Here is a 23,740-nt window from a genome sequence, read left to right as displayed (position 1 = left end):
CCATGATGCGCGAAACACTTGTAAACGTCTTTCTCTTCCTGCTCCTGCCGGTCACGGCGCTGGCGGCCTTCGCGCTGGACGAGCCTTTCATCATCACGCTGGCCACCAAGGCCGCGATCCTCGCGCTGGCCGGTGTGGGGCTGAACATCGCGCTCGGGTTGGGCGGGCTGGTCAGCTTCGGCCACGCGGCATTCTTTGGGCTTGGTGGCTATGCCATGGGCATCCTTGCCGCCCATGCGCAGAGCTACACGCCGATCATGGAGAGCCCTTTCCTGATCGAGGGCACGAAGTCGATGCCCATCATCTGGCTGGTGGCGATCGTGGTCTCCGCGCTGGCGGCGCTGCTGATCGGGGCGCTGTCTTTGCGCACCTCGGGCGTCTATTTCATCATGGTCACGCTCGCCTTCGGGCAGATGCTTTTCTACTTCTCGATCTCCTGGCCGGCCTATGGCGGCGAGGACGGGCTGTCGATCTATGTGCGCAACGGCTTTCCGGGGCTGAACACGCTCAACCCGCTGACCTTTTTCGCCATCGCCTTTGCCGTGCTGGCGCTGGTGCTGCTCTTCGCGGGCCGTCTGGCACGCGCGCCCTTTGGGCTGGCGCTTTCGGCGGCGCGGCAAAACGCCGAGCGGGTCGAGAGCGTCGGCCTCGCGCCCTTCCGTCTGCGGCTGGTGGCCTTTGTCATCTCGGGCGCGGTCACGGGCCTTGCGGGGGCGCTTTTTGCCGATCTCAACCGTTTCGTCAGCCCGACGATGTTCTCTTGGCAGACCTCCGGCGAGATCATGATCTTCGTGATCCTCGGCGGGGTGGGCCGGCTGTTTGGCCCGGTGGCCGGGGCGGCGCTTTTCATCTTGTTGGAGCATGTCCTGGGCGGGCTGTCGGAGTTCTGGCACATCTACCTCGGCTTTCTCTTGCTGATGGTGGTGCTCTTTGCCCGGGGCGGCATGATCGGCCTCATCGCCGGACGGGAGGTGGCCCATGACTGAGCAGATGACTGATGTGCTTTTGGACGTGCGCAACCTGCACAAGAGCTTTGGCGCCTTGAAGGCCACGGATGATGTCTCCATCACCCTGCGTCCGGGCGAGATCCACGCGCTCATCGGCCCCAACGGGGCGGGCAAATCGACGCTGATCAAGCAGATCGCGGGCGGGCTGCGCTCGGACAGCGGATCGGTGCATTTCGCGGGGCAGGACGTGACGCCGCTCAGCACCGTGCAGCGTGCGCGGGCGGGGCTAGGACGGACCTTTCAGATCTCCTCGTTGGCGATGGAATACACGGTGCTGCAAAACGCGGTGCTGGGCGCGCTTGGCCAGTCGGGCCGGGTCATGCGCTTCTTCGCGCCGGTGATGCGGCAGGCGGCGTTGCGGGCCGAGGCGATGCGCGCGCTGGAACTGGTGGGGCTGGCCGATCACGCGGCCAAGCGCACCTCGGACCTGTCGCACGGCCAACGCCGCCAGCTTGAGGTTGCGGTGGCGCTGACGCTGCGGCCCAAGGTCTTCCTGATGGACGAGCCAATGGCCGGGCTTGGCGCAAGTGGGTCGCGCGAGATGACCGGCTTTCTCGACGGCCTCAGGGCCGAGGCGCCGATCCTGCTGGTGGAGCATGACATGGACGCGGTCTTTGCACTCGCCGACCGCATCTCGGTGCTGGTTTACGGGCGCATCATCGCCAGCAGCACGGCGGCCGAGATCAAGGCCGATCCACAGGTCCGCGTGGCCTATCTGGGCGAGGAGGACGCGGCATGAGCTTGCTGGAACTGAAAGACATCACCGCCTCCTACGGGCCGACGCAGGCGCTTTTCGGCGTCGATCTGGCGCTGGAGGCGGGCGAGGTCTGCGCGCTGATGGGGCGCAACGGGATGGGCAAATCCTCGACCATCAAGGTGATCTGCCGGATGCTGAAACATGACGGCGGCACCCTGCACTTCGATGGGCGTGACATCGCGGGGCTTCCGTCATTTCGCGCCGCACAGGCTGGCGTGGGGCTGGTGCCCGAGGGACGGCGCTGTTTCGCGCCGCTGACGGTGCATGAAAACCTCATCGCCGCTGCACGTCCCGGCCCGTGGGATGAGGCGCGGGTGGTCGAACTCTTCCCCCGTCTGGGGGAGCGGCGCGATCAGGCGGCAGGCTCGCTCTCGGGCGGGGAGCAGCAGATGCTGGCGATTGGCCGCGCGCTGATGACCAACCCGCAACTCCTGCTGTTGGATGAGGCGACCGAGGGGCTGGCCCCGGTGGTGCGCCAAGAGATCTGGGCCGCCGTGGCCGAGCTGAAGCGCGACAGCGGTCTGGCGCTTCTGGTGGTGGACAAATCCCTCGCCGAGCTGCGGCGCGTGGCCGATCACGCCGTCATCCTCGAACGGGGCCGCTCGGTCTGGGTCGGTCCGATGCCCGCGCTCGATACTCAAATCGCCGACCAATTCCTCGGCGTGTGACTGTTAACAAAAAGGAACACGACATGTCGCATCAAATCATTCAGCCCGAAGGCTGGGCCCCCGCGAAAGGCTATGCAAACGGCGTGCTGAGCGCGGATGGCCATCTGTTCGTCGGCGGTCAGATCGGCTGGACCGCCGAGCAGAAGTTCGAATGCCACGATTTCATCGGCCAGATGAAACAGGCGCTGCAAAACATCCGCGAGGTGGTCGAAGCCGCAGGCGGCACGCCTGAGGATATCACCCGGCTGACGTGGTATGTCACGGATAAGAAAGAATATCTCGCCGCGCAAAAGGACGTGGGCCGGGCCTATCGCGAGGTCATGGGCAAGCATTTCCCAGCCATGGCGATGGTTGTCGTCGCCGGTCTGGTCGAGGATGAAGCCAAGCTTGAGATCGAAGCCGACGCGGTGATCGCGCGCTAAGCCAAGCCGCCGTCGGGGTCACCCCCGGCGGCGCAGCGCCGGAAGGGCCGCCGAAAAGGCGGAGGAAAGCGCAAAGAGACCCGCCGCGATGCTGACGATGCTGGGCCCCGTGGGCGTGTCGAACTCCAGCGAGGCCAGCAGCCCCCCGAGGGCCGCCACCGCGCCCAGACCCATGGCCCAAAAAGCCATGGTTTCCGGCGTGCGGGCAAAGGGGCGGGCGGTGGCGGCCGGGATGATCAGCATCGCCGCGATCAGCAACGCGCCGACCACTTTGATCGCCACCGCCACCATAATCGCCAGCGCCAGCGTCAGGATCAACTGCTCGCGCCGCGGATTGCCGCCTGCGGCCTGTGCCAGATCGGGGTTCAGCGTCGCCGCCAACAGCGCCGACCAGCGCCACGCCAGCAACAGCGCCACCGCGACGGCTCCGCCCCAGATCACGCCAAGGTCAAAGCGCGTGACGGCAAGTATCTCACCAAAAAGGTAAGAAGACAGATCGACCCGCTGCCCCGGCAGCAGGGATACGGCCACGAGGCCAAGCGCCAGCGCGGAATGGGCCATCACGCCCAAAAGCGCGTCGGCGCTGACATTGCGGCCCGACAGCGTGCTGATCACCAGCGCCATGACGAGGGCCACCAAAAGCACGCCCGCGGTGATCGGCAGATCGGTCGCCAGCGCCAGTGCCACGCCCAAGAGGGCAGCATGGCTGGTGGCATCGCCGAAATAGGCCATGCGCCGCCAGATCACGAAACAGCCCAAAGGAGCGGCGGCCAGCGCCACGCCCAATCCGGCGAGGGCGGCGCGCAGAATGAAATCGTCAAGCATTCTCAGTCTCTTGGTGGTGGCCGTCACAGGCGGCGCCGTGATGGTGGTGGTGATGGTCGTGATCGTGCCGGTAGAGCGCGAGCGCCCCTTGGGTGCCGCTGCCAAAGAGGGCGCGGTATTCGGGCGCTTCGGATACGGTCTCGGGCGTGCCTTCGCAGCAGACATGGCCGTTGAGGCAGAGCACACGGTCGCTCGCCGCCATGACGACGTGCAGATCATGGCTGACCATCAGCACGGCGCAGCCGAGGTCTTGGCGCACGGCTTCGATCTGGCGGTAAAACGCGGCGGAGCCGGGTTGGTCCAGCCCCTGCGTCGCCTCGTCGAGGATCAGCAGATCGGGCCTTTCCAGCAGGGCGCGAGCCAGCAGCACGCGTTGGAATTGCCCGCCCGAGAGGTCGACCATCTGCCGCTCTGCCAGTTCCGGCACGCCAGCGGTGGCCAGCGCGCCGCGGATCGCTTCGGGCTTTTGGCGGCGGGGCAGGTTGATGAAACGGCGCACGGTGAGCGGCAGGGTCGCGTCGATCTGCAATTTTTGCGGCACATAGCCGATGCGCAGCCCCGGTTTGCGGGTGATCTTGCCCGCAGCCGGTTTCAGCGCGCCGATCAGCGCGCGCAGCAGGCTGGATTTGCCCGACCCGTTGGGGCCGACGATGGTGACGATCTCACCAGCGTCGATATTGAAGTTCACGTCGCGCAGGGCGATCTGACCGTCGTGGCGCAGGGTCAGGCCGCGCGTATTGATCAGGCTCATGCACCGGGCTCCTGACAGGCGGGGCAGAGGCCCTCGGCCTCGACCACGCTGCGCTCGATGCGGAACCCGGCAGCGCGGGCGGCATCGCCAAGGCGGCTTTTGTTCGGGGTTGTATCGGCCTCCGCCACCGAGCGGCAGCTGCGACAGATCAGAAAGGCGGGCGCGTGATCCTCGCCCGGGTGCACGCAGCCAACATAGGCGTTGAGCGCTTCGATTTTATGGGCGAGCCCGGCTTTCACCAGAAAATCCAAGGCGCGATAGGCCACGGGGGGCTGCGCGCCCAGCCCCTCGGCTGACAGGCGGGCGAGCAGGTCATAGGCGCCCAAGGCGCGGTGTTCCGACAGCAGGATCTCCAGCGCGCGGCGGCGCACCGGGGTCAGCCGCAGCCCGCGTTCGGCGCATTGCGCTTCGGCCACCTGCATGGTGCTCCGCACGCAGGCGGCGTGGTCATGATCACTGAATCCTATGGGGCGCATGGGGAACCTCAATTCGTTTCGGTATTGATATGTTATAACAGCGGTGATAGCAAGGTGATACTATAACATTTTGAAGGTCTGCCATGTATCGTTTCACGCTCCCCGCCGCCGTTCTCGCCGCTGCCGCGTCGCCGCTTTGGGCGGATGTCCCCGCCGTTGCGACAGATATCGCCCCGGTGCATGGGCTGGTGTCGCAGGTGATGGAAGGGGTCGGCACGCCCGACCTCATCGTGCCGCCGCGCAGCTCGCCCCATGGCTATGCCATGCGCCCCTCCGAGGCACGCGCGCTGAGCGGGGCCGATCTGGTCGTCTGGGTCGGCCCGTCGCTGACCCCATGGCTGGCCGATCCGCTGCAATCGCTGGCCAGCAGCGCCAGCCATCTGGCCTTGATGGAGCAGCCCGGCACGCGGGTTCTGGCCTTCCGCGAAGGGGCGACCTTTGAGCCGCATAGCCACGGTGACGAGGGGCATGAGGGTCACGAGGGCCATGATCACGCCGAGGAAGGGCATGACCACGACGCGCATGGGCATGATGACCACGGTCACGAGGGGCATGACCACGGCGCGCATGGGCATGATGACCACGGTCACGAGGGGCATGACCACGAAGAGCATGGTCACGACGAGCATGACGAAGAGCATGACCACGGCGACCACGATCACGATCACGAGGCGCATGACCACGAGGGGCACGACCACGGGGATCATGACGATCATGGCCATGGTGAGAAGGATCACGACGACCACGGCCATGACGACCACGGTCACGACGACCACGATCATGACGATCACGGCCACGAGGACCACGGCCATGAAGGTCACGATCACGCCCATGACGGCGACGATCCCCACGTCTGGCTCGACCCGCGCAACGGGCAGCTTTGGCTGGGCCAGATCGCCGAGGCGCTGGCGGAACTGGATCCTGAGAACGCCGCGCAATACCGTGAGAACGCCGAGGCCGCTCAGGCCGAGCTTGCGGTCTTGGAGGAAGACATCGCCGAGACCCTCGCCCCGGTCAAAGACCGCCCCTTCATCGTCTTCCATGACGCCTACCACTATTTCGAAGCGCGTTTCGACATCGAAGCCCGTGGTGCCATCAGCGAGAATGACGCCCGCGCCCCGGGGGCTGCACGTGTGGCAGAACTGCGCGACTTGGTGGCCGAGAGCGGCGCGAAATGCGTCTTTGCCGAGCCGCAGTTCAACCCCGGCCTGATTGCCGCCGTGACTGAGGGGCAGGAGACCGGGACCGGCACGCTCGACCCGATCGGCGCGGATCTGGAACTGGGTGTTTCTTTCTACCCCGATCTGCTGCGCGGCATGGCGCAGAGCATGTCTGACTGCCTGTCGGATTGATTTAGGCGCTGGCAAGGAAGCGGCTAATAGAAACAGCCCAATGAAAAGTGGTGCAGCCGGGGAAGCTGCACCACATCTTACATGCTGAAATGACTTTTATAGAATTCTGATCAGACGGCGATCTTGCCGCCGCCTTGCTTGGTAATGACGACCACCGCAGGGCGCGGGGGCATCTTAGGGTCGAAGTCGGGCCAACGGGTGGCCGGGTCTTCGAAGGTGCTTTCCCGCTCGAAACCGGGAATGTCCTTTGTCCCGTCCGTGCCTGGGTGCTGCACCGCGACGAAGAGGGTCTCGCCATCGTCGGTGAAGTAGGGGCCGCACATCTCACCGCCGATAGGGCAGCGGAAGAAGAGTTTCGAGGTGCCGCGCGCTTCGCCTTCGGTTTCCAGCGCATAAAGCCCGTCGGACTTGCCGGTCTTGCCCCAGCTGCTGCCCTGATCGGTGCTGATCCAGAGGCGCCCGTCGGCATCCATCGCGGCATTGTCGGGGCTGCCGAACCAGCCGTTCTCCGATGTCTCAGGGTTCCACTGGGCACCGACTTCGGCCACCTTTGGGTCACCACATTGCACAAGGATCGACCAAGTGCCGCTGGTGGCGGCGTGGTCGGCATTCGCTTCCTTGATCTCGATGATATGGCCAAAGCTGCTTTCCGGGCGCGGGTTGGCGGCGTTGGTGTCGCCCTGCTTGCGCTTGGTGTTGTTGGTCAGCAGGATATAGGCCGTGCCATCGCCGCGCGGCTGCGCGTCTTCGGGGCGGTCCATCGGGGTGGCGCCCAGCAGGTCGGCGGCAAGGCGGGTGTCGATCATCACGTCGCCTTGGTCGTTAAAGCCGTTCTCGGCGGTCAGCGGCCCGGTGCCATGCACCAGCGGCAGCCAGTTGATCGTGCCGTCCTCTTCGAACCGCGCGACATAGAGCGTGCCATCGTCCAGCAGATCGCCATTGGCCGCCGGATCATCGGAGACGGTCCCGGCAGAGACGTATTTGTATTGATAATCAAAGCGGTTGTCGTCGCCCATATAGACCACGAGCTTGCCATCTTTGCTGACCGTGGTCTCGGCGCCCTCATGGCGGAAACGGCCCAGAGCGGTGCGTTTGACGGGGGTTGAGGTCGGGTCCATCGGGTCAACCTCGACCACCCAGCCGAACTTATTGGGCATGTTCGGCTCGGCGTCCACGTTGAAACGGTCGTGTTTCTGCCCCCAAGCGTACCACATGCCCGGCACGCCGTAACGGTCCCAAGATTTCTCTTCCGCCGCACCGGTGATGTCGGGCTTGCCATCGGCATCCAGTTTGTCGGTCCAGAAATAGCCGTGGAAGTTTTCTTCGGCCATCAGCCATGTGCCCCAAGGGGTCAGCCCGCCCGCGCAGTTGTTGAGCGTGCCGATGACCTTGGTGCCGCTGGGGTCGTCGTTGGTTTGCAGCCGCGCGTGACCGGCGGCGGGGCCGCTCAGCGTCATCGCGGTGTCGAGCGGGGTGATGCGGCGGTTCATCTTGCCGTCGCGCACGACCTGCCATTTGCCCGCCGCGTCGCGGGCGATCTCGACGACCGAGCCGCCGTGGGCTGCCATTTCGATGTCGATCAACTCAGGCGTCATGCCTTTGAAGTTCACCTTGTCCTGACGGCCAAGACCGGGGAACATGACCTCTTCGTTGGTGTATTCGTGGTTCACGCAGAGCAGCCCGCGGCTGCCGTCGTCGTTCAGGGGCACGAAGCCCACGTAGTCGTTGTTATAGCCGAACTGTTTCGACTGCGCGGCGGCAGTCTGGTTCATCACGTCGAATTCCGGCGCATCGGCGGTGATCGGGTCGCCCCACCGCAGCAGGATCTGCGCGTCATAGCCGGGGGCAACGTGGTGGGTTTCGTCATTGCCCCATGCCAGCTCGTCAAAGACATAGCGGCTTTCGGCGGCGCGGGCCTTGGACGGGGCGATGGCGGCGGCACTGCCGAAAAGGGCGGTGGTGGCCGAAACCCCAAGCATCCCGCGCAGGATGTCGCGGCGGCCATAGCGGGCGTTGATCACATCGCCGATGGTGCGCGACAGGTTCGCATTGGTGGGGATGTCGTCGAATGCCTCAAAGGCTTCGGCCTTGTTGCCGATGGCGGGGTCGTTGAGAATCTCGCGGCGGGTCATCATGCTTCCTTAGGTGACTTGGCTGGCCTCCATCTGCATCATGACTGTCACGGTTTTATGACGCGTCAGACCGCGCTGCGGCGAAATCCTACGATGAGTTGGCGCAGGCCCAAAGCCGCGCCGGCAAAGATCGCGGCGAGGGTCACCGGCCCGCTGAAGGCCAGCACCGAGATGGCCGAGATGCCTTGCCCGATGGTGCAGCCCATGGCGATCACCGCACCTGCACCCATCAGCCCTGCGCCAAAAATCTGGCGGCGCAGTTCGCGCGGGTCCTCGCAGGCTTCCCAGCGGAAATGCCCCTGCCAGAGCGAGCCGAGAAAGGCCCCGACCCAGACCCCGGCGACGGAGCCGATGCCAAAGCTCAACGGGCGGACCGACCCCTGCATCGCATAGATCAACGTCTCTCCCACGGGGGCGGCATAGCTATGCGACATCAGTGTTTGCGCGCCAAAACCGGTCTGCGCCAGCCACGCCGTGCCCGCCCAGCCCGAGGTGATCGCCAGCCCGGCCACGGCGCCCCAGACCACTTTGCGCAGATCTCGGCGAAAGCTGCGGGCGCCGAGCATCAGCAGGCAGACCGCAAGGCCCAGCAGAATGCCGATCAGCGCCACCGATCCGCCGGTAAGCGCGGCCACCGCATGGGCGATCCCATCGGGCGGCCCGGCGTTCATCTGGCGCGGAAAGAGCAGGGCGCGCGCCGGGGCAAGCGGGCCAGAGAGCACGGTAAAGGCCGCAAGCCCCATGACCAAGACAATCACGAAGGCGCGCAGATCACCGCCGCCCAGCCGTGCCAAAGCGCCAAAGCCGCAGGTGCCCGCCAGCGCCATGCCATAGCCGAAGATCAGCCCGCCAAAGACCGCAGGCGCCCAAGAGAAGGCAATCGTCAGGTGAAAGGCGCGGTCGAGGTTGATCAGCCCCAAGCTAGCAAGCGTGAAACTACCCAGCATCGCCACGCCGATAGCCAGACCCCACATCCGCATCCGGTCGCCCGATCCGCCATAGAGCATGTCTTCGATCGCGCCGAGGGTGCAAAACCGCCCCAATCGTGCGGCGAGGCCCAGCAACACGCCGCCCAGCCCGCCCAGAAGGGCGGCGGTCAGCGGCTGGCCCCAAAGCTCAATCATCCTTGCAGAACAATTCGTAGACCAGTTCCAGCATCCTACGCGGGCGGTCGTCGGCCAGCCGGTAATAGATCGTCTTGCCATCGCGGCGCGGCGTGACCAGACCTTCGAGCCTGAGCCGCGACAGCTGCTGCGACACCGCCGCCTGCCGGGTCGAAAGCAGCGCCTCCAACTCGCTCACCGATTTCTCGCCAGAGACGAGGTGGCAAAGGATCATCAACCGCCCCTCATGGCTGATCGCCTTAAGGAAATTCGACGCGGTCACGGCATTTGCCAGCATCCGGTCCATGTCCTCTTGGGACATGTCGGGGGTCATCACGGGCAGGCTTGTCATTCGGTCGGGTCCTCGAAATCGGTCTTGTCGTGCAAGAGCGTATCAAGCATGGGCCAGAAGAACTCCGCACCGGGGTAGCCTTCGAGGCGGCCCAATTCGACATCGTCTTCGACCAGCAAGAAGGTCGGGGTGAAGATCACCGCACGCTGCGGGGTGACGCTTTCCTCCACGGCCGAGATATCGACGCGGCGCAGCGGGGCGAAAGCCCCTTCGGCGGTCTTGGGATAGGCGGGGGCGATCTCTTCGTCCCAACGTTGGCAATAGATGCAGCCGGGCTGTTCGACCATGACCAGTTCCACCGCCTCGTTGGGCCGGGCGGGCAGGGCGGTCAGCGCCGCAAGGCTCAGGGCGGTCAGTGTGCGGATCATCGGCTTGCCTGATTGACGTTTGGACGACACTCAACCTAATTTGAATATGTGAATTGTTCAAGCGCGGCGGACCGGCGCGGCGCGGGCGGGGGGTAACATGTTCGACATCACCTATGCAGGCGCGCTTTTCGCAGGGCTGCTCAGCTTCTTTACGCCCTGCATTCTGCCGATGGTGCCATTCTACCTTAGCTATATGGCGGGGCTCAGCGTGACCGAATTGCGCGGCGATGGTGCAATCGCGCCGGGGGCGCAGCGGCGCTTGGTGTTGTCTTCGCTGCTCTTCGCGCTTGGGGTCACGACGATCTTTGTTCTGCTCGGCATGGGTGCCACGGCCATCGGGCAGGTGTTCACCCAGTACCTTGAGCCGCTGAGCTGGGTGGCGGCAGCGATCCTGACGGTCTTTGGCCTGCACTTCCTCGGCGTGATCAAAGTGCCGCTGCTCTACCGCGAGGCGCGGTTGGAGGGGGGCGGCACGCCCACCTCGGTCTGGGGCGCCTATGTCATGGGGTTGGCCTTCGGCTTTGGCTGGACACCCTGCGTCGGCCCCGCGCTGGCGGCGATCTTGATGATTGCCTCGGGCATGGGCGATATCGCGCGGGGCGGGCTGTTGCTGGCCGCCTATGGCGCGGGGATGACCGCGCCCTTCGTAGTGGCCGCACTTTTCGCCAAACCGTTTCTTAACTGGGCCGCGCGGCATATGGCGCTGGTGCAAAAGGTGGAAAAGGCGATGGGGGTGATGCTGATCCTCTTTGCCGTGCTGATCGTGACCGGCGGGGTGCAACTGATCGCGGATGCGATGATCCGTTGGTTCCCCAGCTTCACGACGCTAGGATAGACGCAACAATCAGGAGGAGGACGCCAAGATGATCGGATCGAGGATAGGAGCCGCAGTGGCGGCGGCGATGCTGGCCTGGCCTTTGGCCGCGGCGGAACTGGGCGACGACGGGCTGCACAAGACGCCCTGGATGCGCGACACCTTCAAAGACCTGCGCGAGGATCTGGAGGAGGCCAGGGGCGAGGACAAACGTCTGATGCTGATTTTCGAGCAACGCGGCTGCATCTATTGCACCAAGATGCACGAAGAGGTTTTTCCCACCCTCGAGATCGCCAATTACATCGAAGAGAATTACTTTGTCGTGCAGCTGAACCTGCATGGCGATATCGAGGTGACCGATTTCGACGGGGAGACGCTCTCGGAAAAGCAGATGGCGCGGAAATGGGGGATTCTCTTTACTCCGACGCTGATGTTCCTGCCTCATGAGGTGCCCGAAGATGCGACCGCGCCGCAGGCGGCGGTGGCGGTGATGCCGGGGGCGTTCGGCAAGGGCACGACGCTTGATATGCTCACATGGGTAAACGAGGAACGCTATGCGCTGGACGGCGATGAGGATTTCCAACGCTACCACGCGCGGATGATCCAAGAGCGCAACAATGGCAGCACGGATTGACCCGGGAAAGCGGCGCCGCGCGTGTAAAGCTATTCAAAAGTTTGAATTTGTTGTTGCGCCGCGCCGCATCCCTGTCTTAGGGTCAGGTAAACCGGATCACACATCACCGTGATCGGCACTGGGAGGAAGTTTTCGATGATGAGATGGATCGCCGCCGCAATTGTGTCGGGCGCGCCCGTTCTGGCCGCCGCTGAAACCGTGGCACCTGCCGACGTGACCTATGATGACTATGGTTCGGTTGAACAATCCCTGACCGGGACACCCGGCGATGCCGCCAAGGGTGCGGCCATCGTCGGCAGCAAGAAGGCGGGCAACTGCGTGGCCTGCCACCAGATCAGCGCGCTCAGCGAGGTTCCCTTTCAGGGCGAAATAGGTCCGATGCTCGACGGGGCTGGCGACCGCTGGAACGAGGCCGAGTTGCGCGGCATCGTGGCCAATAGCAAGATGACCTTCGAAGGCTCGATGATGCCGTCCTATTACAAGACCAGCGGCTATGTCCGCCCCGGCGATGGCTTCACCGGCAAGGCGGGGACCGAGCCTCTGCCGCCGCTGCTGGATGCGCAGCAAATCGAAGATGTCGTGGCCTTTCTGGCAACGCTCAAAGAAGAGTGACGCGGCCCACCCGCCGCGCTGAGCAAGCGGTGGCGGGGGACCGGTGCAAGAGATCGCGATCAGCGCATCGCGGAATGGAATGACGGCGCGCTGCGCCGCCGACGAACAAGGAGATGAGAGATGAACTTCTCAAGACGTGAAACTCTGGGCCTCGGCCTTGGCGCCATGGCGCTGACCATCCTGCCGGTGGGGGCTTCGGCCGCCACGGTGGACGAATTGATCGCGGAATTCACCGGCGGAGCCGACATGGCCGACACCGGCGTGACCCTGACCGCGCCTGAAATTGCCGAGAATGGCAACACCGTGCCAATCTCGGTCGAAGCCCCGGGCGCTTCGGCCATCATGGTGCTGGCCGCAGGCAACCCGACGCCGCCCGTGGGCACCTTCAACTTCGGCCCGCTGGCGGGCAGCCGCAGCGCCTCCACCCGCATCCGGCTGGCGCAGACCCAAGACGTCATCGCCATCGCCAAGCTGGAAGACGGCACGTTCGCCCGCACCAGCGCCGAGATCAAAGTTACAATCGGTGGCTGCGGCGGCTAAGCCCGCGCGCCCCAAATCAGGAGTTTAGAAAATGGCAGAAGGTGTAACACCCCGCGTCAAAGTGCCGAAAAAGGCCGAGGCCGGCGAGGTCATCACGATCAAGACGCTGATCAGCCACCCGATGGAATCGGGCCAGCGCAAGGACAGCGACGGCAACGTCATCCCGCGTTCAATCATCAACCGCTTCACCGCCGAGTTCAACGGCGAGAACGTGATCGACGTGAAGATGGAACCGGCGATGTCGACCAACCCCTATTTCGAATTCGACGCCACTGTTCCGGAAGCGGGCGAGTTCAAGTTCACGTGGTACGACGACGACGGTTCGGTCTACGAAGAAGTCAAATCCATCGCCATCGGCTGACCCATCGGGTCAGCCAAGCGGCGCATGGAACAGGGAGGAAAGACATGAAATTCAAGGCAATGACCGCGGTCGCGGCGCTTTTGGTGGCCGCCCCCACGCTGGGGGCCGCCGATGAGGAGGTCGAGCTTGTCGTCAACGGCGAGATCGAGATGGTGACCAAGACCAATGCGCCCGCGCATCTCGACGGCGCCTTGCCCGAGATCATGTCTGGCTGGCGTTTCCGCTCGGACGAGACGCAGCAGCTTCAAATGGACGACTTCGACAACTCCGGCATGATCTTTGTCGATCAGGCGCAGGCGGCGTGGGACACGGCAGAGGGCAGCGAGGGCAAGTCCTGTGCCTCCTGCCACAACGATGTCGAGACCTCTATGAAGGGGGTCCGCGCGGTCTATCCGAAGTGGAACGAGGATGCGGGCGAGGTGCGCACGCTGGCGCAGCAGATCAACGATTGCCGCGAGAACCAGATGGGCGCCGAGCCCTACAAATACACCGGCAGCCAGATGACGGCGATGGAGGCGCTGATCTCGGTCCAGTCGCGCGGCATGCCGGTCAACGTGGCGATCGATGGCCCGGCCCAGAGCACATGGGAGCAGGGCAAAGAGATGTACTACACCCGCTACGGCCAGCTTGAGCTGAGCTGCGCCAATTGCCACGAGGACAACTACGGCAACATGATCCGGGCCGACCACCTGAGCCAGGGCCAGATCAACGGCTTCCCGGTCTACCGTCTGAAAAACACCAAGCTCAACAGCGCCCATGCGCGTTTCAAGGGCTGTGTACGCGACACGCGGGCCGAGACTTTCAGCCCCGGCAGCCCCGAGTTCGTGGCGCTGGAGCTTTACGTCGCCAGCCGCGGCAACGGCCTGTCGGTCGAAGCCCCCTCGGTGCGTAACTGATTTAATTTCCGGGCGTTTCGCCTGACATGATCCCGCCCCCCGCATGGGGGCGGGGCCTTTCCCTGTTTTCAAGTGCTGGAGCGTAACATGCTGTCTCGCCGTGATTTTCTGCAAATGTCCATGGCCGCGGCCTCCATCTATGGCGGCTCGGGCTTCGGCAACTGGGCGCGGCTGGCGGCACAGGACCGCTTTGATCAGGACGCGCTTCTGGAGTTCGAGAAGTTCGGCAATGTCACCCTGATGCATGTGACCGACATCCATGCCCAGCTAAAGCCGATCTATTTCCGCGAGCCCGCCGTCAACATCGGCGTGGGCGAAAACCGCGGCAAGGTGCCCCATATCACCGGCGAGGATTTCCGCGTCCGCTACGGCATCGGCGGCGGCACGCCGCTGGATTATGCCCTGACCTACGACGATTTCGTGGCCCAAGCACAGGCCTACGGCAAGGTCGGCGGGCTGGACCGCGTGGCCACCGTGCTGAACGCCATCCGCGCCGACCGGCCCGACGCGCTGCTCTTGGATGGCGGCGACACATGGCACGGCTCGTTGACCTGTCTTAAGACCGAAGGGCAGGACATGGTTAACGTGATGAACGCGCTGAAGCCCGATGCGATGACCTTCCACTGGGAGTTCACGCTGGGCTCCGAGCGGGTACAGGAGATCGTCGAGGGGCTGCCCTTTGCCGCCCTCGGCCAGAACATTTTTGACCGTGAATGGGACGAGCCGGCGGAACTGTTCAAGCCTTACGAATTCTTCGAACGCGGGGGCGTGAAGATCGCCGTCATCGGGCAGGCCTTTCCCTATATGCCCATCGCCAACCCCGGCTGGATGTTCCCCGAATACTCCTTCGGCATCCGCGACGAGAATATGCAGCAGATGGTCGACGAGGTCCGCGCGCAGGGGGCCGAACTGGTCGTCTGCCTCAGCCACAACGGTTTCGACGTCGACAAGAAGATGGCCGGGATCGTCAAAGGGATCGACGTGATCCTCTCGGGCCACACCCATGACGCGCTGCCCGAACCGGTGCTCGTGGGCCAGACACATATCATCGCCTCGGGCTCGAACGGGAAATTTGTTTCCCGCGTCGATCTGGACGTGCGTGACGGCAAGATGATGGGGATCCGGCACAAACTGATCCCGATCTTTTCGGACCTGATCACGCCGGATGCCGAGGTGGCCAAGCTGATCGACGCGCAGCGCGCGCCCTTCCTTGAGGAACTGACTCATGTGGTCGGTCAGAGTGATGCGCTGCTCTACCGTCGGGGCAATTTCAACGGGACGTGGGATGACCTCATCTGCGACGCGCTGCTGAGCGAGCGCGACGCCGAGATCGCGCTCAGCCCCGGGGTCCGCTGGGGGCCGTCGATCCTGCCGGGGCAGGACATCACCCGCGAGGATATCTTCAACGTCACCTCGATGACCTATCCCAATGCCTACCGCACGGAAATGACGGGCGAATTCCTGAAGGTCGTGCTAGAAGACGTGGGCGACAACCTGTTCAACCCGGACCCCTATTACCAGCAGGGCGGCGACATGGTGCGCGTCGGTGGCATGGGCTTCAAGATGGACATCGCCAAGCCGCAGGGCGAGCGGATTAGCGAGATGACCCTCTTGAGCACCGGCGAGCCCATCGACGCGCAGCGCAGCTATGTCGTGGCCGGTTGGGCCTCGGTCAACGAGGGCACCGAAGGCCCGCCGATCTGGGACGTGGTGGAGAGCCATATCTCGAAACTGAACACCGTGGGCGAAGGCGCCCGGACCCCGGTGAAAATCGTTCTGCCAAAGTAAGAAAAATGAGAATAGGGGTTCTCACATAGATACAAATTCAATAAAATGAATTTGAATATGTGAGGGCCACGACATGACAGAAGAGAACCACAAGGGGCCATCGCGCCGTGCCTTTCTGACGGGGGCAGGGGCGGCGGCCGCGGGGACGCTGGCGGGGCAGGCCAGCGCCGCCCAGACCGATCCGGGCATTGCGATCCATCCATGGATGCAGGAGTTGGGCGACGGCGTTGACGTCGCGCCTTACGGCAAGCCGTCGCCTTTCGAAGCGGATGTGAAACGCCGCACCGTGGAATGGCTGACCGCCGACCCGGTGAGCTCGATCAACTTCACCCCGATCCATGCGCTGGATGGCACGATCACCCCCAACGGCGTCTGCTTTGAGCGGCACCACTCGGGGGTGGCCAAGGTCGATCCGGCGGAACACCGCTTGATGATCAATGGTTTGGTGGGCCGCGAACTGGTCTTTACCATGGAAGACCTGATGCGTTTCCCGCGCGAGAACCACGTCTATTTCCTCGAATGCGCGGCCAACTCCGGGATGGAGTGGCGCGGCTCGCAGCTTAATGGCTGCCAGTTCACCCATGGCATGATCCACAACGTCCAATACACCGGCGTGCCGCTGCGGCTGGTGCTGGAGGAGGCGGGCGTGAAGCCCGAGGGCAAGTGGCTGCTCGCCGAGGGCGCGGATGCGGCGGCGATGAGCCGGTCGATCCCGATGGAAAAGGCGCTCGACGATTGCCTCGTGGCCCTCAAGATGAACGGCGAAGCGCTGCGCCCCGAACAGGGCTACCCGGTGCGCCTCGTCGTGCCCGGCTGGGAGGGCAACATGTGGGTCAAATGGCTGCGCCGGCTCGAGGTCGGCGACCAGCCTTGGCACCACCGCGAGGAGACCAGCAAATATACCGACCTCATGGCCGATGGTGTGGCGCGGCGCTTCACTTGGGAGATGGACGCGAAATCGGTCATCACCAGCCCCAGCCCGCAGGCGCCGATCACCCATGGCCCGGGGCCGACCGTTCTGACCGGCCTCGCGTGGTCGGGCCGCGGCACGATCCCGCGCGTGGATGTGACACTGGATGGCGGCATCACATGGCATCAGGCGCGGATGGACGGGCCGAGCACGCCCAAGGCGCTGCACCGCTTCTACTTTGACTTCGAATGGGACGGCAAACCCCTGCTGCTGCAAAGCCGCGCGCATGACAGCACCGGCTACGTCCAGCCCACCAAACACGCGTTGCGCGCGGTCCGGGGCGAGAATTCGATCTACCACAACAACGGCATCCAGACCTGGGCGGTCGATGCAGACGGAAAGGCGGAAAATGTCGAGATTTCTTAAAGCTGCCCTCCTGACCACCGCGCTGGCAAGCCCGCTGGCCGCCGAGCCTCTGGGCCTCGGCCGCTCCGCCACCCCCGAAGAGGTCGCGCTGTGGGATATCGACGTGCGCCCTGACGGCACAGGTCTGCCCGAGGGCCGTGGCGACGTGATGACCGGGGATGAGATTTACACCGCGAAATGCGCCTCCTGCCACGGCGTCTTTGGCGAGGGCACAGGCCGTTGGCCGGTGCTTGCAGGCGGGCAGGGCAGCCTGACCGACATGCGCCCCGTCAAAACGATCGGCAGCTATTGGCCATACCTTTCAACGGTTTACGACTATGTGAACCGGGCGATGCCCTTCGGCGATGCGCAGTCGCTGAGCGATGATGAGGTCTATGCGATCACCGCTTATCTGCTCTATCTCAATGACGAGGTGGATGAGGATTTCGTGCTCTCCTCAGAGAACTTCGCCGATCTGCGCCTGCCAAATGAGGAGGCCTTCAAACCCGATGACCGGGCGGAGGTCGAGTTTGCGTCCTTCAAGCAAAACCCCTGCATGAGCGATTGCAAATCCTCGGTCGAGATCACCATGCGCGCAGCCGTGCTGGACGTGACGCCCGAGGAGACCGCCGCCAAGGCCGCAGCCGAAGAGGCTAAGGCCGAAGAGGCCAAAGCCGCGGCGGAGCCTGCCCCCGAAGAGCCCCCCGCGCCGGTCGAGGTGGCCGAAGCCCCCGCCGCCGATCCCGCGCTGATCAAGGCCGGGGAGAAGGCGTTTCGCAAATGCAAATCCTGCCACCAGATCGGCGCCAAGGCCAAGAACCGTGTCGGGCCGATGCTGAACGGCATCGTGGATGGCCCGGCGGGAGCGGTTGACGGCTTCCGCTACTCCAAAGCCATGCAGGCCGCAGCGGCGGAGGGGTTGGTCTGGTCTCACGATGAGTTGAGCGCCTTTCTGGCGGACCCTAAGGGCTTCATGAAAGGCACTAAAATGTCGTTCCGGGGTGTGCGCAAGCCCGAGGATATCGACGCGTTGATCGCCTACCTGCGCGACGCGTCGGAGTGATCGGCGCGATTAGCGCAGACTGTCGTGCCTGCCCCCCTTGAACCCCCATACCGGGGGGACTAATCTCTGGGTAACAGTTTTGCGGGTATGGTCCCGCGAACAGGAACTGAGGCAGGCACGCATGAACGATCCGATCAACACCTATATGAACACGCTTGTCCCGATGGTGGTTGAGCAAACCAGCCGGGGCGAGCGGTCCTACGACATCTTCTCGCGTCTGCTGAAAGAGCGGATTATCTTCGTCAACGGCCCGATCCACAGCGGGATGAGCCATCTGGTCGTCGCCCAGCTGTTGCACCTTGAGGCCGAGAACCCCTCCAAGGAAATCAGCATGTACATCAACTCGCCCGGTGGCGAGGTGACGGCGGGCCTGTCGATCTACGACACGATGCAATATATCAAGCCCAAGGTCTCGACCTTGATCTGTGGCATGGCGGCCTCCATGGGGTCGGTCATCGCGATCGGCGGCGAAAAGGGCATGCGTTTCGCGCTGCCCAATGCCGAGGTGATGATCCACCAGCCCTCCGGCGGCTCGCAGGGCATGGCCGAAGATATCCTGATCTCGGCGCGTCACATCGAACGCACCCGTGAGCGGATGTATCAGCTTTATGTCAAACACTCCGGCCAGCCGCTAGAAACCGTTCAAAAAGCCCTCGACCGTGATCTGTGGATGACGCCAGAGGAAGCCAAGGAATGGGGCCATCTCGATGAGATCGTCGAAAGCCGCGGCAAAGCCGATGAGGCTGCCGCCGGTGGCAAGGACAAGAAAGACAAGTAATCGAAGGGGCCCGGCGCTGCATATTTTGCGATTGTAGCGCCGGGGTCACTGGCCTAAGCTTGAGGCCAAATCTCGCGGCCCCAAGACCGGGGCGGACATACACGACAGACCTGAAAGGTTTGAGATGGCGAATAATTCCGGCAACGACAGCAAAAATACGCTCTACTGTAGCTTCTGCGGCAAGAGCCAGCACGAGGTGCGCAAGCTGATTGCGGGGCCGACCGTGTTCATCTGCGACGAATGCGTCGAGCTGTGCATGGATATCATCCGAGAAGAGACCAAAGCCTCGGGCCTCAAGGCGACCGATGGCGTGCCCACGCCCCGCGACATCTGCGGCGTGTTGGACGACTATGTGATCGGTCAGGCGATGGCCAAGCGCGTGCTCTCGGTGGCGGTCCACAACCACTACAAGCGGTTGAACCACGCCCAGAAGGGCGGCGATATAGAACTGGCGAAATCCAACATCCTGCTGATCGGCCCCACTGGCTGCGGCAAGACGTTGCTGGCGCAGACGCTGGCGCGCATCCTCGATGTGCCCTTCACCATGGCCGACGCGACCACGCTGACCGAGGCCGGCTATGTGGGCGAGGATGTGGAGAACATCATTCTCAAGCTGTTGCAGGCGTCGGAATACAACGTCGAGCGCGCGCAGCGCGGCATCGTCTATATCGACGAGGTCGACAAGATTACCCGCAAGTCTGAAAACCCCTCGATCACCCGTGACGTGTCGGGCGAGGGCGTGCAGCAGGCGCTGTTGAAACTGATGGAAGGGACCGTGGCCTCCGTGCCGCCGCAGGGCGGGCGCAAGCATCCGCAGCAGGAGTTCCTGCAGGTGGACACCACGAACATCCTCTTCATCTGCGGCGGTGCTTTTGCCGGTCTCGACAAGATCATCGCGCAGCGCGGCAAAGGCTCTGCCATGGGCTTCGGCGCCGATGTGCGTGACAATGACGCCCGCGGCATTGGTGAGATTTTCACTGACCTCGAACCCGAAGACCTGCTGAAGTTCGGTCTGATCCCGGAATTCGTGGGCCGTCTGCCGGTTCTGGCAACACTCGAAGATCTGGATGAGGACGCTCTGGTCACCATCCTGACCGAGCCGAAGAACGCTCTGGTCAAACAGTACCAGCGTCTGTTCGAATTAGAGGACACGCAGCTGACCTTCACCGATGACGCGCTGCAAGCCATCGCCAAACGCGCGATCGAGCGGAAGACTGGCGCTCGCGGTCTGCGCTCCATCCTCGAAGACATCCTGCTCGACACGATGTTCGAACTGCCGGGGCTGGAGACGGTGAGCGAAGTGGTCGTCAACGAGGAGGCCGTCACATCCGAGGCCAAGCCGCTGATGATCCACGCCGACAGCGAAAGCAAGGAACCAGCCAGCGCGGGCTAAGCGCGTTGGGCCAAGTCATAGGGGCGGGCCATCAGGTCCGCCCTTTTGCGTTTCAGGGAGGCAATATGCGGCGCATTTCATCGGGTGGCATCTATGAGAACAAGATCGGCTACAGCCGCGCGGTGGTGGCAGGCGGCATGGTCCATGTCTCGGGCACCGTGGGCGAGGGGGCTGACGTCACAGCGCAATGCGCCGCGGCATTGGCGACGATCAAGGCCGCTTTGGCCGAGGCAGGCAGCGATTTTGCCCATGTGGTGCGCGTCACCTACATGCTGCCCGACGCGGCGGAGTTCGAAGCCTGCTGGCCGCTCCTGCGGGAGGCTTTTGGCGCGCATCCACCTGCCGCGACGATGATCGAATGTGGGTTGATCGACCCAAAGTACCGGATTGAAATCGAATGCACCGCGCTTTTGCGCGACGCCGCCGAGGGCTGATTTTCGGAGGCGAATTGGGGGGATATGTGCGGTTCCCCGCGGGCAGTGAAACCCGCAGCATCCCGAACCTCCTGCGCGGCGAGGCTGGACGCCAAAGCCTCCATGGTGCATATAACGGACAACAGGAACGGAGACCTCAATGGGCATTCTCAATTCACTTCTGCGCAGTGTCACATGGTGGAACGGCCAGACGCTGAACACCCAGCTTTTCACTTGGCGCAAGGGCAGCAAGGTGGGCGAAGACGCGCAGGGCAACGTCTATTACCGCAACGCCGACGACAGCAAACGCTGGGTCATTTTCAACGGTGAGGCCGAGGCGAGCCGCGTGAGCCCCGATTGGCATGGCTGGCTGCACCGCACATGGGATGAGCCGCCGACCGACAAGCCGCTGGCGCATAAGCCGTGGGAAAAGGCCCATGTTGAGAATCGCACCGGCACCGCCATGGCCTATGCGCCTGCCGGGTCGCTGCGCCGCGCCGAACCTGTCGAACGTAAGGATTACGAGGCGTGGCAGCCTGAATGATCGGTTGGCCGCGCCTTTCGCGCGGCCCCAAAGCTCACGCAATCCGGGTGGACCCATGAAAAAGCTTCTCTTGGCCGCGCTTGTGCTGGCCGCGCCGCTTCACGCTCAAGAGGGGGGGCAGGTCGCCAGTGCCTCGGGCGGCGTGTTGCGTGCCTTGGACAAGATTTCGGGTGACACGACCGATCTGGAGATTGCCAAGGGTGACCGCCTGACCTTGGGCAATTTGCAGATCTCCATGGTCGATTGCCGCTATCCGGCGGGGGATCCGGCGGCCAATGCCTATGCCGCGCTTGAGATCACCGAAAAGGGCAGCGACAGCGCCTTGTTTTCCGGTTGGATGATCGCCTCGGCCCCCGCGCTGCACGCGCTGGAGCATTTTCGCTATGACATCTGGGTCATGCGCTGCAGCACGTCCTGAAGACTGTCCAACTTAGGCGCGTTGAACCGCGCATTGCCGCGTTTCGCCACATCGAGCTGCGCGTGATATTCTGCCCGCGAAATCTCCACCGCCCCGAGAGAGGCGAGGTGATCGGTTAAAAACTGCGTATCGAACAGGGTGAACCCCGCGCGGCGCAGCCGATCCACCAGCGCCGCCAGCGCCATTTTTGACGCATTGGTCCGGCGCGAAAACATGCTCTCGCCAAAGAACGCACGCCCCAATGTCACGCCATAGACGCCGCCCACCAGCGCATCACCGTCCCAAACCTCAAGCGAATGAGCGTAGCCCGCGCGGTGCAACGCAGTGTAGAGCGCGGTGATCTCGGCATTGATCCATGTGTCTTCGCGGTCGGCGCAACCGGCGACGACAGCTCGGAAATCACGGTTGATCGTGTGGTGAAAGGGGCTGCGCCGGATGGCGCGGGCCAGAGAGCGCGAGATGTGGAAACCATTGAGCGGCATCACCCCACGGCGCCGCGGATCGACCCAGAAAATTTCCGGGTCGTCGCGGTGTTCCGCCATGGGGAAAATCCCGATGGAATAGCCGTGGAGCAGGATCTCTGGCGTCAGATCCGACATGTCATGTCAGCCGTCGCCGAGGTTGGTTTCCAGCCAATGCTCAAGCCAGTGGATGTTGTAGCCGCCCGATTGGATGTCCTCCTCGGCCAGCAGCGCGTGGAACAGCGGCACGGTGGTGTCGACCCCGTCCACGATCAACTCACCCAGGGCGCGCCCCAGACGGGCCAGCGCCTCGGGCCGGTCGCGGCCGTGCACGATGAGCTTGCCAATCAGGCTGTCGTAGAAGGGCGGGATCGAATAGCCGTCATACAACGCCGAATCCATCCGCACGCCAAGCCCGCCGGGGGCGTGATACTGCGTGATCTTGCCCGGGCAGGGCGCGAAGTTCGGCAATTTCTCGGCGTTGATGCGCACCTCGATGGCATGGCCGTTGATCTGCAAATCCTCCTGCGTGAAGGACATCGGCAGGCCTTCGGCCACGCGAATCTGTTCGCGCACCAGATCGACGCCAAAGATCGCCTCGGTCACCGGGTGTTCCACTTGCAGGCGGGTGTTCATCTCGATGAAGTAGAACTCGCCGTTCTCGTAGAGGAACTCGATCGTGCCGGCGCCGATGTAGTTGATATTGGCCACGGCGTCGGCGCAGGTCTTGCCGATGCGTGCGCGTTCCTCGGCGGTGATCGAGGGGCCGGGGGCCTCCTCGAAAACCTTTTGGTGGCGGCGCTGCAGCGAACAGTCCCGCTCGCCCAGATGCACGGCATTGCCCTTGCCGTCGCCAAAGACCTGAATCTCGATGTGGCGTGGCGTGGTGAGGTATTTCTCGATATAGACTTCGTCGTTGCCAAAGTTCGACTTGCCCTCGGCCCGCGCGGTCTGGAAGGCTTTTTCCATGTCGGCTGCGGTCTGGGCCACTTTCATGCCCTTGCCGCCACCACCGGCAGTGGCCTTGATGATGACCGGATAGCCGATCTCCTCACCGATGCGCTTGGCGTCTTCCAGCGAGGTGACCCCGCCGTCGGAGCCGGGCACGCAGGGCACGCCGAGCTTTTTCATCGTGTCTTTGGCGGTGATCTTGTCGCCCATGACGCGGATATGCTCGGCGGTGGGGCCGATGAAGGTGAGCCCGTGATCTTCGATCACCTGCACGAAATTCGCGTTCTCGGACAGGAATCCGTAGCCGGGGTGGATCGCCTCGGCGCCGGTGATCTCGCAGGCCGCGATGATGGCGGGGATCGACAGGTAGGATTGGGTCGAGGAGGGCGGGCCGATGCAGACGGATTCGTCGGCCATGCGCACGTGCATCGCGTCACTGTCGGCGGTGGAATGCACCGCGACGGTCTGGATGCCCATCTCGCGGGCCGCGCGGATGACGCGCAGCGCGATCTCTCCCCGGTTGGCAACTAGGATTTTGCTGAACAT

General features: G+C 63.7%; 28 protein-coding genes. 19 read left to right on the top strand and 9 right to left on the bottom strand.

What is annotated here, in order from left to right; all coding sequences use genetic code 11:
* Positions 1-2: 2 nt before the first annotated feature.
* From ACGYK2_RS02805 to ACGYK2_RS02790, 4 genes are read left to right on the top strand one after another with little or no spacing between them, the layout of a single operon-like run.
* Complete coding sequence (locus ACGYK2_RS02805; protein WP_271689835.1) at positions 3-986, top strand: branched-chain amino acid ABC transporter permease; 984 nt, start codon at positions 3-5, stop codon at positions 984-986.
* A 4-nt stretch (positions 987-990) separates the two neighbouring features.
* The gene (locus ACGYK2_RS02800; RefSeq protein ID WP_394374210.1) at positions 991-1,746 is read left to right on the top strand and encodes an ABC transporter ATP-binding protein; all 756 of its coding nucleotides are present in this window, start codon (positions 991-993) and stop codon (positions 1,744-1,746) included.
* On the top strand, positions 1,743-2,432 hold the full coding sequence (locus tag ACGYK2_RS02795; RefSeq protein ID WP_271689836.1) for an ABC transporter ATP-binding protein: 690 nt from the start codon (positions 1,743-1,745) through the stop codon (positions 2,430-2,432). Before ACGYK2_RS02800 ends, ACGYK2_RS02795 begins: the two co-directional genes overlap by 4 nt.
* A gap of 23 nt (positions 2,433-2,455) precedes the next feature.
* Positions 2,456-2,854: a RidA family protein gene (locus ACGYK2_RS02790; RefSeq protein WP_271689837.1), complete on the top strand. Its 399-nt coding sequence runs from the start codon at positions 2,456-2,458 to the stop codon at positions 2,852-2,854.
* 18 nt (positions 2,855-2,872) lie between these two features.
* Here ACGYK2_RS02790 and ACGYK2_RS02785 read toward each other — a convergent pair whose 3' ends face one another.
* The 3 genes from ACGYK2_RS02785 to ACGYK2_RS02775 are packed head-to-tail and all read right to left on the bottom strand — an operon-like array spanning position 2,873 to position 4,906.
* Entirely contained in the window at positions 2,873-3,679 is an 807-nt protein-coding gene (locus ACGYK2_RS02785; protein WP_209218728.1) for a metal ABC transporter permease, read from the bottom strand.
* A complete protein-coding gene (locus ACGYK2_RS02780; protein WP_271689838.1) occupies positions 3,672-4,430 on the bottom strand; it encodes a metal ABC transporter ATP-binding protein in 759 nt (252 codons plus the stop codon). The genes ACGYK2_RS02785 and ACGYK2_RS02780 overlap by 8 nt, the downstream gene beginning before the upstream one ends.
* On the bottom strand, positions 4,427-4,906 hold the full coding sequence (locus tag ACGYK2_RS02775; protein ID WP_067267520.1) for a Fur family transcriptional regulator: 480 nt from the start codon (positions 4,904-4,906) through the stop codon (positions 4,427-4,429). The genes ACGYK2_RS02780 and ACGYK2_RS02775 overlap by 4 nt, the downstream gene beginning before the upstream one ends.
* A gap of 83 nt (positions 4,907-4,989) precedes the next feature.
* Between ACGYK2_RS02775 and ACGYK2_RS02770 the strand changes: the two genes are divergently transcribed.
* Positions 4,990-6,258 (top strand): zinc ABC transporter substrate-binding protein, encoded by a 1,269-nt coding sequence (locus tag ACGYK2_RS02770; RefSeq protein WP_271689839.1) that lies wholly within the window; start codon positions 4,990-4,992, stop codon positions 6,256-6,258.
* Positions 6,259-6,368: 110 nt separating this feature from the next.
* On the opposite strand, the gene ACGYK2_RS02765 is transcribed toward ACGYK2_RS02770, so the two are convergent.
* The 4 genes from ACGYK2_RS02765 to ACGYK2_RS02750 all read right to left on the bottom strand — a co-directional run bounded on the left by ACGYK2_RS02765 (position 6,369) and on the right by ACGYK2_RS02750 (position 10,213).
* Entirely contained in the window at positions 6,369-8,390 is a 2,022-nt protein-coding gene (locus ACGYK2_RS02765) for a PhoX family phosphatase (protein ID WP_271689840.1), read from the bottom strand.
* Between the two features lie 65 nt (positions 8,391-8,455).
* Positions 8,456-9,514 carry a YeeE/YedE family protein gene (locus ACGYK2_RS02760; RefSeq protein WP_271689841.1) on the bottom strand — a complete coding sequence of 353 codons (1,059 nt, stop codon included), beginning with the start codon at positions 9,512-9,514 and terminating at the stop codon, positions 8,456-8,458.
* Positions 9,507-9,845, bottom strand: a complete 339-nt coding sequence (locus ACGYK2_RS02755; protein ID WP_271689842.1) for a helix-turn-helix transcriptional regulator — start codon at positions 9,843-9,845, stop codon at positions 9,507-9,509. The genes ACGYK2_RS02760 and ACGYK2_RS02755 overlap by 8 nt, the downstream gene beginning before the upstream one ends.
* Positions 9,842-10,213, bottom strand: coding sequence for a hypothetical protein (locus tag ACGYK2_RS02750; protein WP_271689844.1), 372 nt, complete (start codon positions 10,211-10,213; stop codon positions 9,842-9,844). The genes ACGYK2_RS02755 and ACGYK2_RS02750 overlap by 4 nt, the downstream gene beginning before the upstream one ends.
* Before the next feature lie 97 nt (positions 10,214-10,310).
* On the opposite strand from ACGYK2_RS02750, the gene ACGYK2_RS02745 reads away from it, so the two are divergent.
* The 14 genes from ACGYK2_RS02745 to ACGYK2_RS02680 all read left to right on the top strand — a co-directional run bounded on the left by ACGYK2_RS02745 (position 10,311) and on the right by ACGYK2_RS02680 (position 21,782).
* Entirely contained in the window at positions 10,311-11,048 is a 738-nt protein-coding gene (locus tag ACGYK2_RS02745; protein WP_271689845.1) for a cytochrome c biogenesis CcdA family protein, read from the top strand.
* A gap of 28 nt (positions 11,049-11,076) precedes the next feature.
* Complete coding sequence (locus ACGYK2_RS02740) at positions 11,077-11,661, top strand: thioredoxin family protein (RefSeq protein ID WP_271689846.1); 585 nt, start codon at positions 11,077-11,079, stop codon at positions 11,659-11,661.
* A gap of 135 nt (positions 11,662-11,796) precedes the next feature.
* Positions 11,797-12,273, top strand: coding sequence for a sulfur oxidation c-type cytochrome SoxX (gene soxX, locus ACGYK2_RS02735; protein WP_394374194.1), 477 nt, complete (start codon positions 11,797-11,799; stop codon positions 12,271-12,273).
* A gap of 120 nt (positions 12,274-12,393) precedes the next feature.
* The gene (gene soxY, locus ACGYK2_RS02730; RefSeq protein ID WP_168613463.1) at positions 12,394-12,813 is read left to right on the top strand and encodes a thiosulfate oxidation carrier protein SoxY; all 420 of its coding nucleotides are present in this window, start codon (positions 12,394-12,396) and stop codon (positions 12,811-12,813) included.
* A 31-nt stretch (positions 12,814-12,844) separates the two neighbouring features.
* On the top strand, positions 12,845-13,174 hold the full coding sequence (gene soxZ / locus ACGYK2_RS02725) for a thiosulfate oxidation carrier complex protein SoxZ (RefSeq protein WP_168613464.1): 330 nt from the start codon (positions 12,845-12,847) through the stop codon (positions 13,172-13,174).
* A gap of 44 nt (positions 13,175-13,218) precedes the next feature.
* Positions 13,219-14,070 (top strand): sulfur oxidation c-type cytochrome SoxA, encoded by an 852-nt coding sequence (soxA, locus tag ACGYK2_RS02720; protein ID WP_271689847.1) that lies wholly within the window; start codon positions 13,219-13,221, stop codon positions 14,068-14,070.
* 87 nt (positions 14,071-14,157) lie between these two features.
* On the top strand, positions 14,158-15,858 hold the full coding sequence (soxB, locus tag ACGYK2_RS02715) for a thiosulfohydrolase SoxB (protein WP_271689848.1): 1,701 nt from the start codon (positions 14,158-14,160) through the stop codon (positions 15,856-15,858).
* Between the two features lie 73 nt (positions 15,859-15,931).
* Entirely contained in the window at positions 15,932-17,194 is a 1,263-nt protein-coding gene (soxC, locus tag ACGYK2_RS02710) for a sulfite dehydrogenase (RefSeq protein ID WP_271689849.1), read from the top strand.
* Positions 17,178-18,236 (top strand): c-type cytochrome, encoded by a 1,059-nt coding sequence (locus ACGYK2_RS02705; protein ID WP_271689850.1) that lies wholly within the window; start codon positions 17,178-17,180, stop codon positions 18,234-18,236. Before soxC ends, ACGYK2_RS02705 begins: the two co-directional genes overlap by 17 nt.
* Positions 18,237-18,357: 121 nt before the next feature.
* Positions 18,358-19,014: an ATP-dependent Clp protease proteolytic subunit gene (locus ACGYK2_RS02700; RefSeq protein WP_067267539.1), complete on the top strand. Its 657-nt coding sequence runs from the start codon at positions 18,358-18,360 to the stop codon at positions 19,012-19,014.
* A gap of 124 nt (positions 19,015-19,138) precedes the next feature.
* On the top strand, positions 19,139-20,407 hold the full coding sequence (clpX, locus tag ACGYK2_RS02695; protein WP_271689851.1) for an ATP-dependent Clp protease ATP-binding subunit ClpX: 1,269 nt from the start codon (positions 19,139-19,141) through the stop codon (positions 20,405-20,407).
* A 65-nt stretch (positions 20,408-20,472) separates the two neighbouring features.
* A complete protein-coding gene (locus ACGYK2_RS02690) occupies positions 20,473-20,841 on the top strand; it encodes a Rid family hydrolase (RefSeq protein ID WP_271689852.1) in 369 nt (122 codons plus the stop codon).
* Positions 20,842-20,980: 139 nt separating this feature from the next.
* Positions 20,981-21,364 carry an NADH:ubiquinone oxidoreductase subunit NDUFA12 gene (locus ACGYK2_RS02685; RefSeq protein ID WP_067267544.1) on the top strand — a complete coding sequence of 128 codons (384 nt, stop codon included), beginning with the start codon at positions 20,981-20,983 and terminating at the stop codon, positions 21,362-21,364.
* Positions 21,365-21,419: 55 nt separating this feature from the next.
* On the top strand, positions 21,420-21,782 hold the full coding sequence (locus ACGYK2_RS02680) for a DUF2155 domain-containing protein (protein ID WP_271689853.1): 363 nt from the start codon (positions 21,420-21,422) through the stop codon (positions 21,780-21,782).
* On the opposite strand, the gene aat is transcribed toward ACGYK2_RS02680, so the two are convergent.
* Together aat and accC are read right to left on the bottom strand one after the other, a co-directional pair.
* A complete protein-coding gene (gene aat, locus ACGYK2_RS02675; protein ID WP_271689854.1) occupies positions 21,746-22,381 on the bottom strand; it encodes a leucyl/phenylalanyl-tRNA--protein transferase in 636 nt (211 codons plus the stop codon). The genes ACGYK2_RS02680 and aat overlap by 37 nt on opposite strands.
* Positions 22,382-22,387: 6 nt before the next feature.
* Positions 22,388-23,740 carry an acetyl-CoA carboxylase biotin carboxylase subunit gene (accC, locus tag ACGYK2_RS02670; RefSeq protein ID WP_271689855.1) on the bottom strand — a complete coding sequence of 451 codons (1,353 nt, stop codon included), beginning with the start codon at positions 23,738-23,740 and terminating at the stop codon, positions 22,388-22,390.

This window comes from Sulfitobacter sp. 1A10359 (genome assembly GCF_043558145.1).
Classification (GTDB): domain Bacteria; phylum Pseudomonadota; class Alphaproteobacteria; order Rhodobacterales; family Rhodobacteraceae; genus Sulfitobacter; species Sulfitobacter faviae.
Note: the sequence above shows the minus strand (reverse complement) of the source record. Positions and strands in the feature narration are given on the sequence as shown.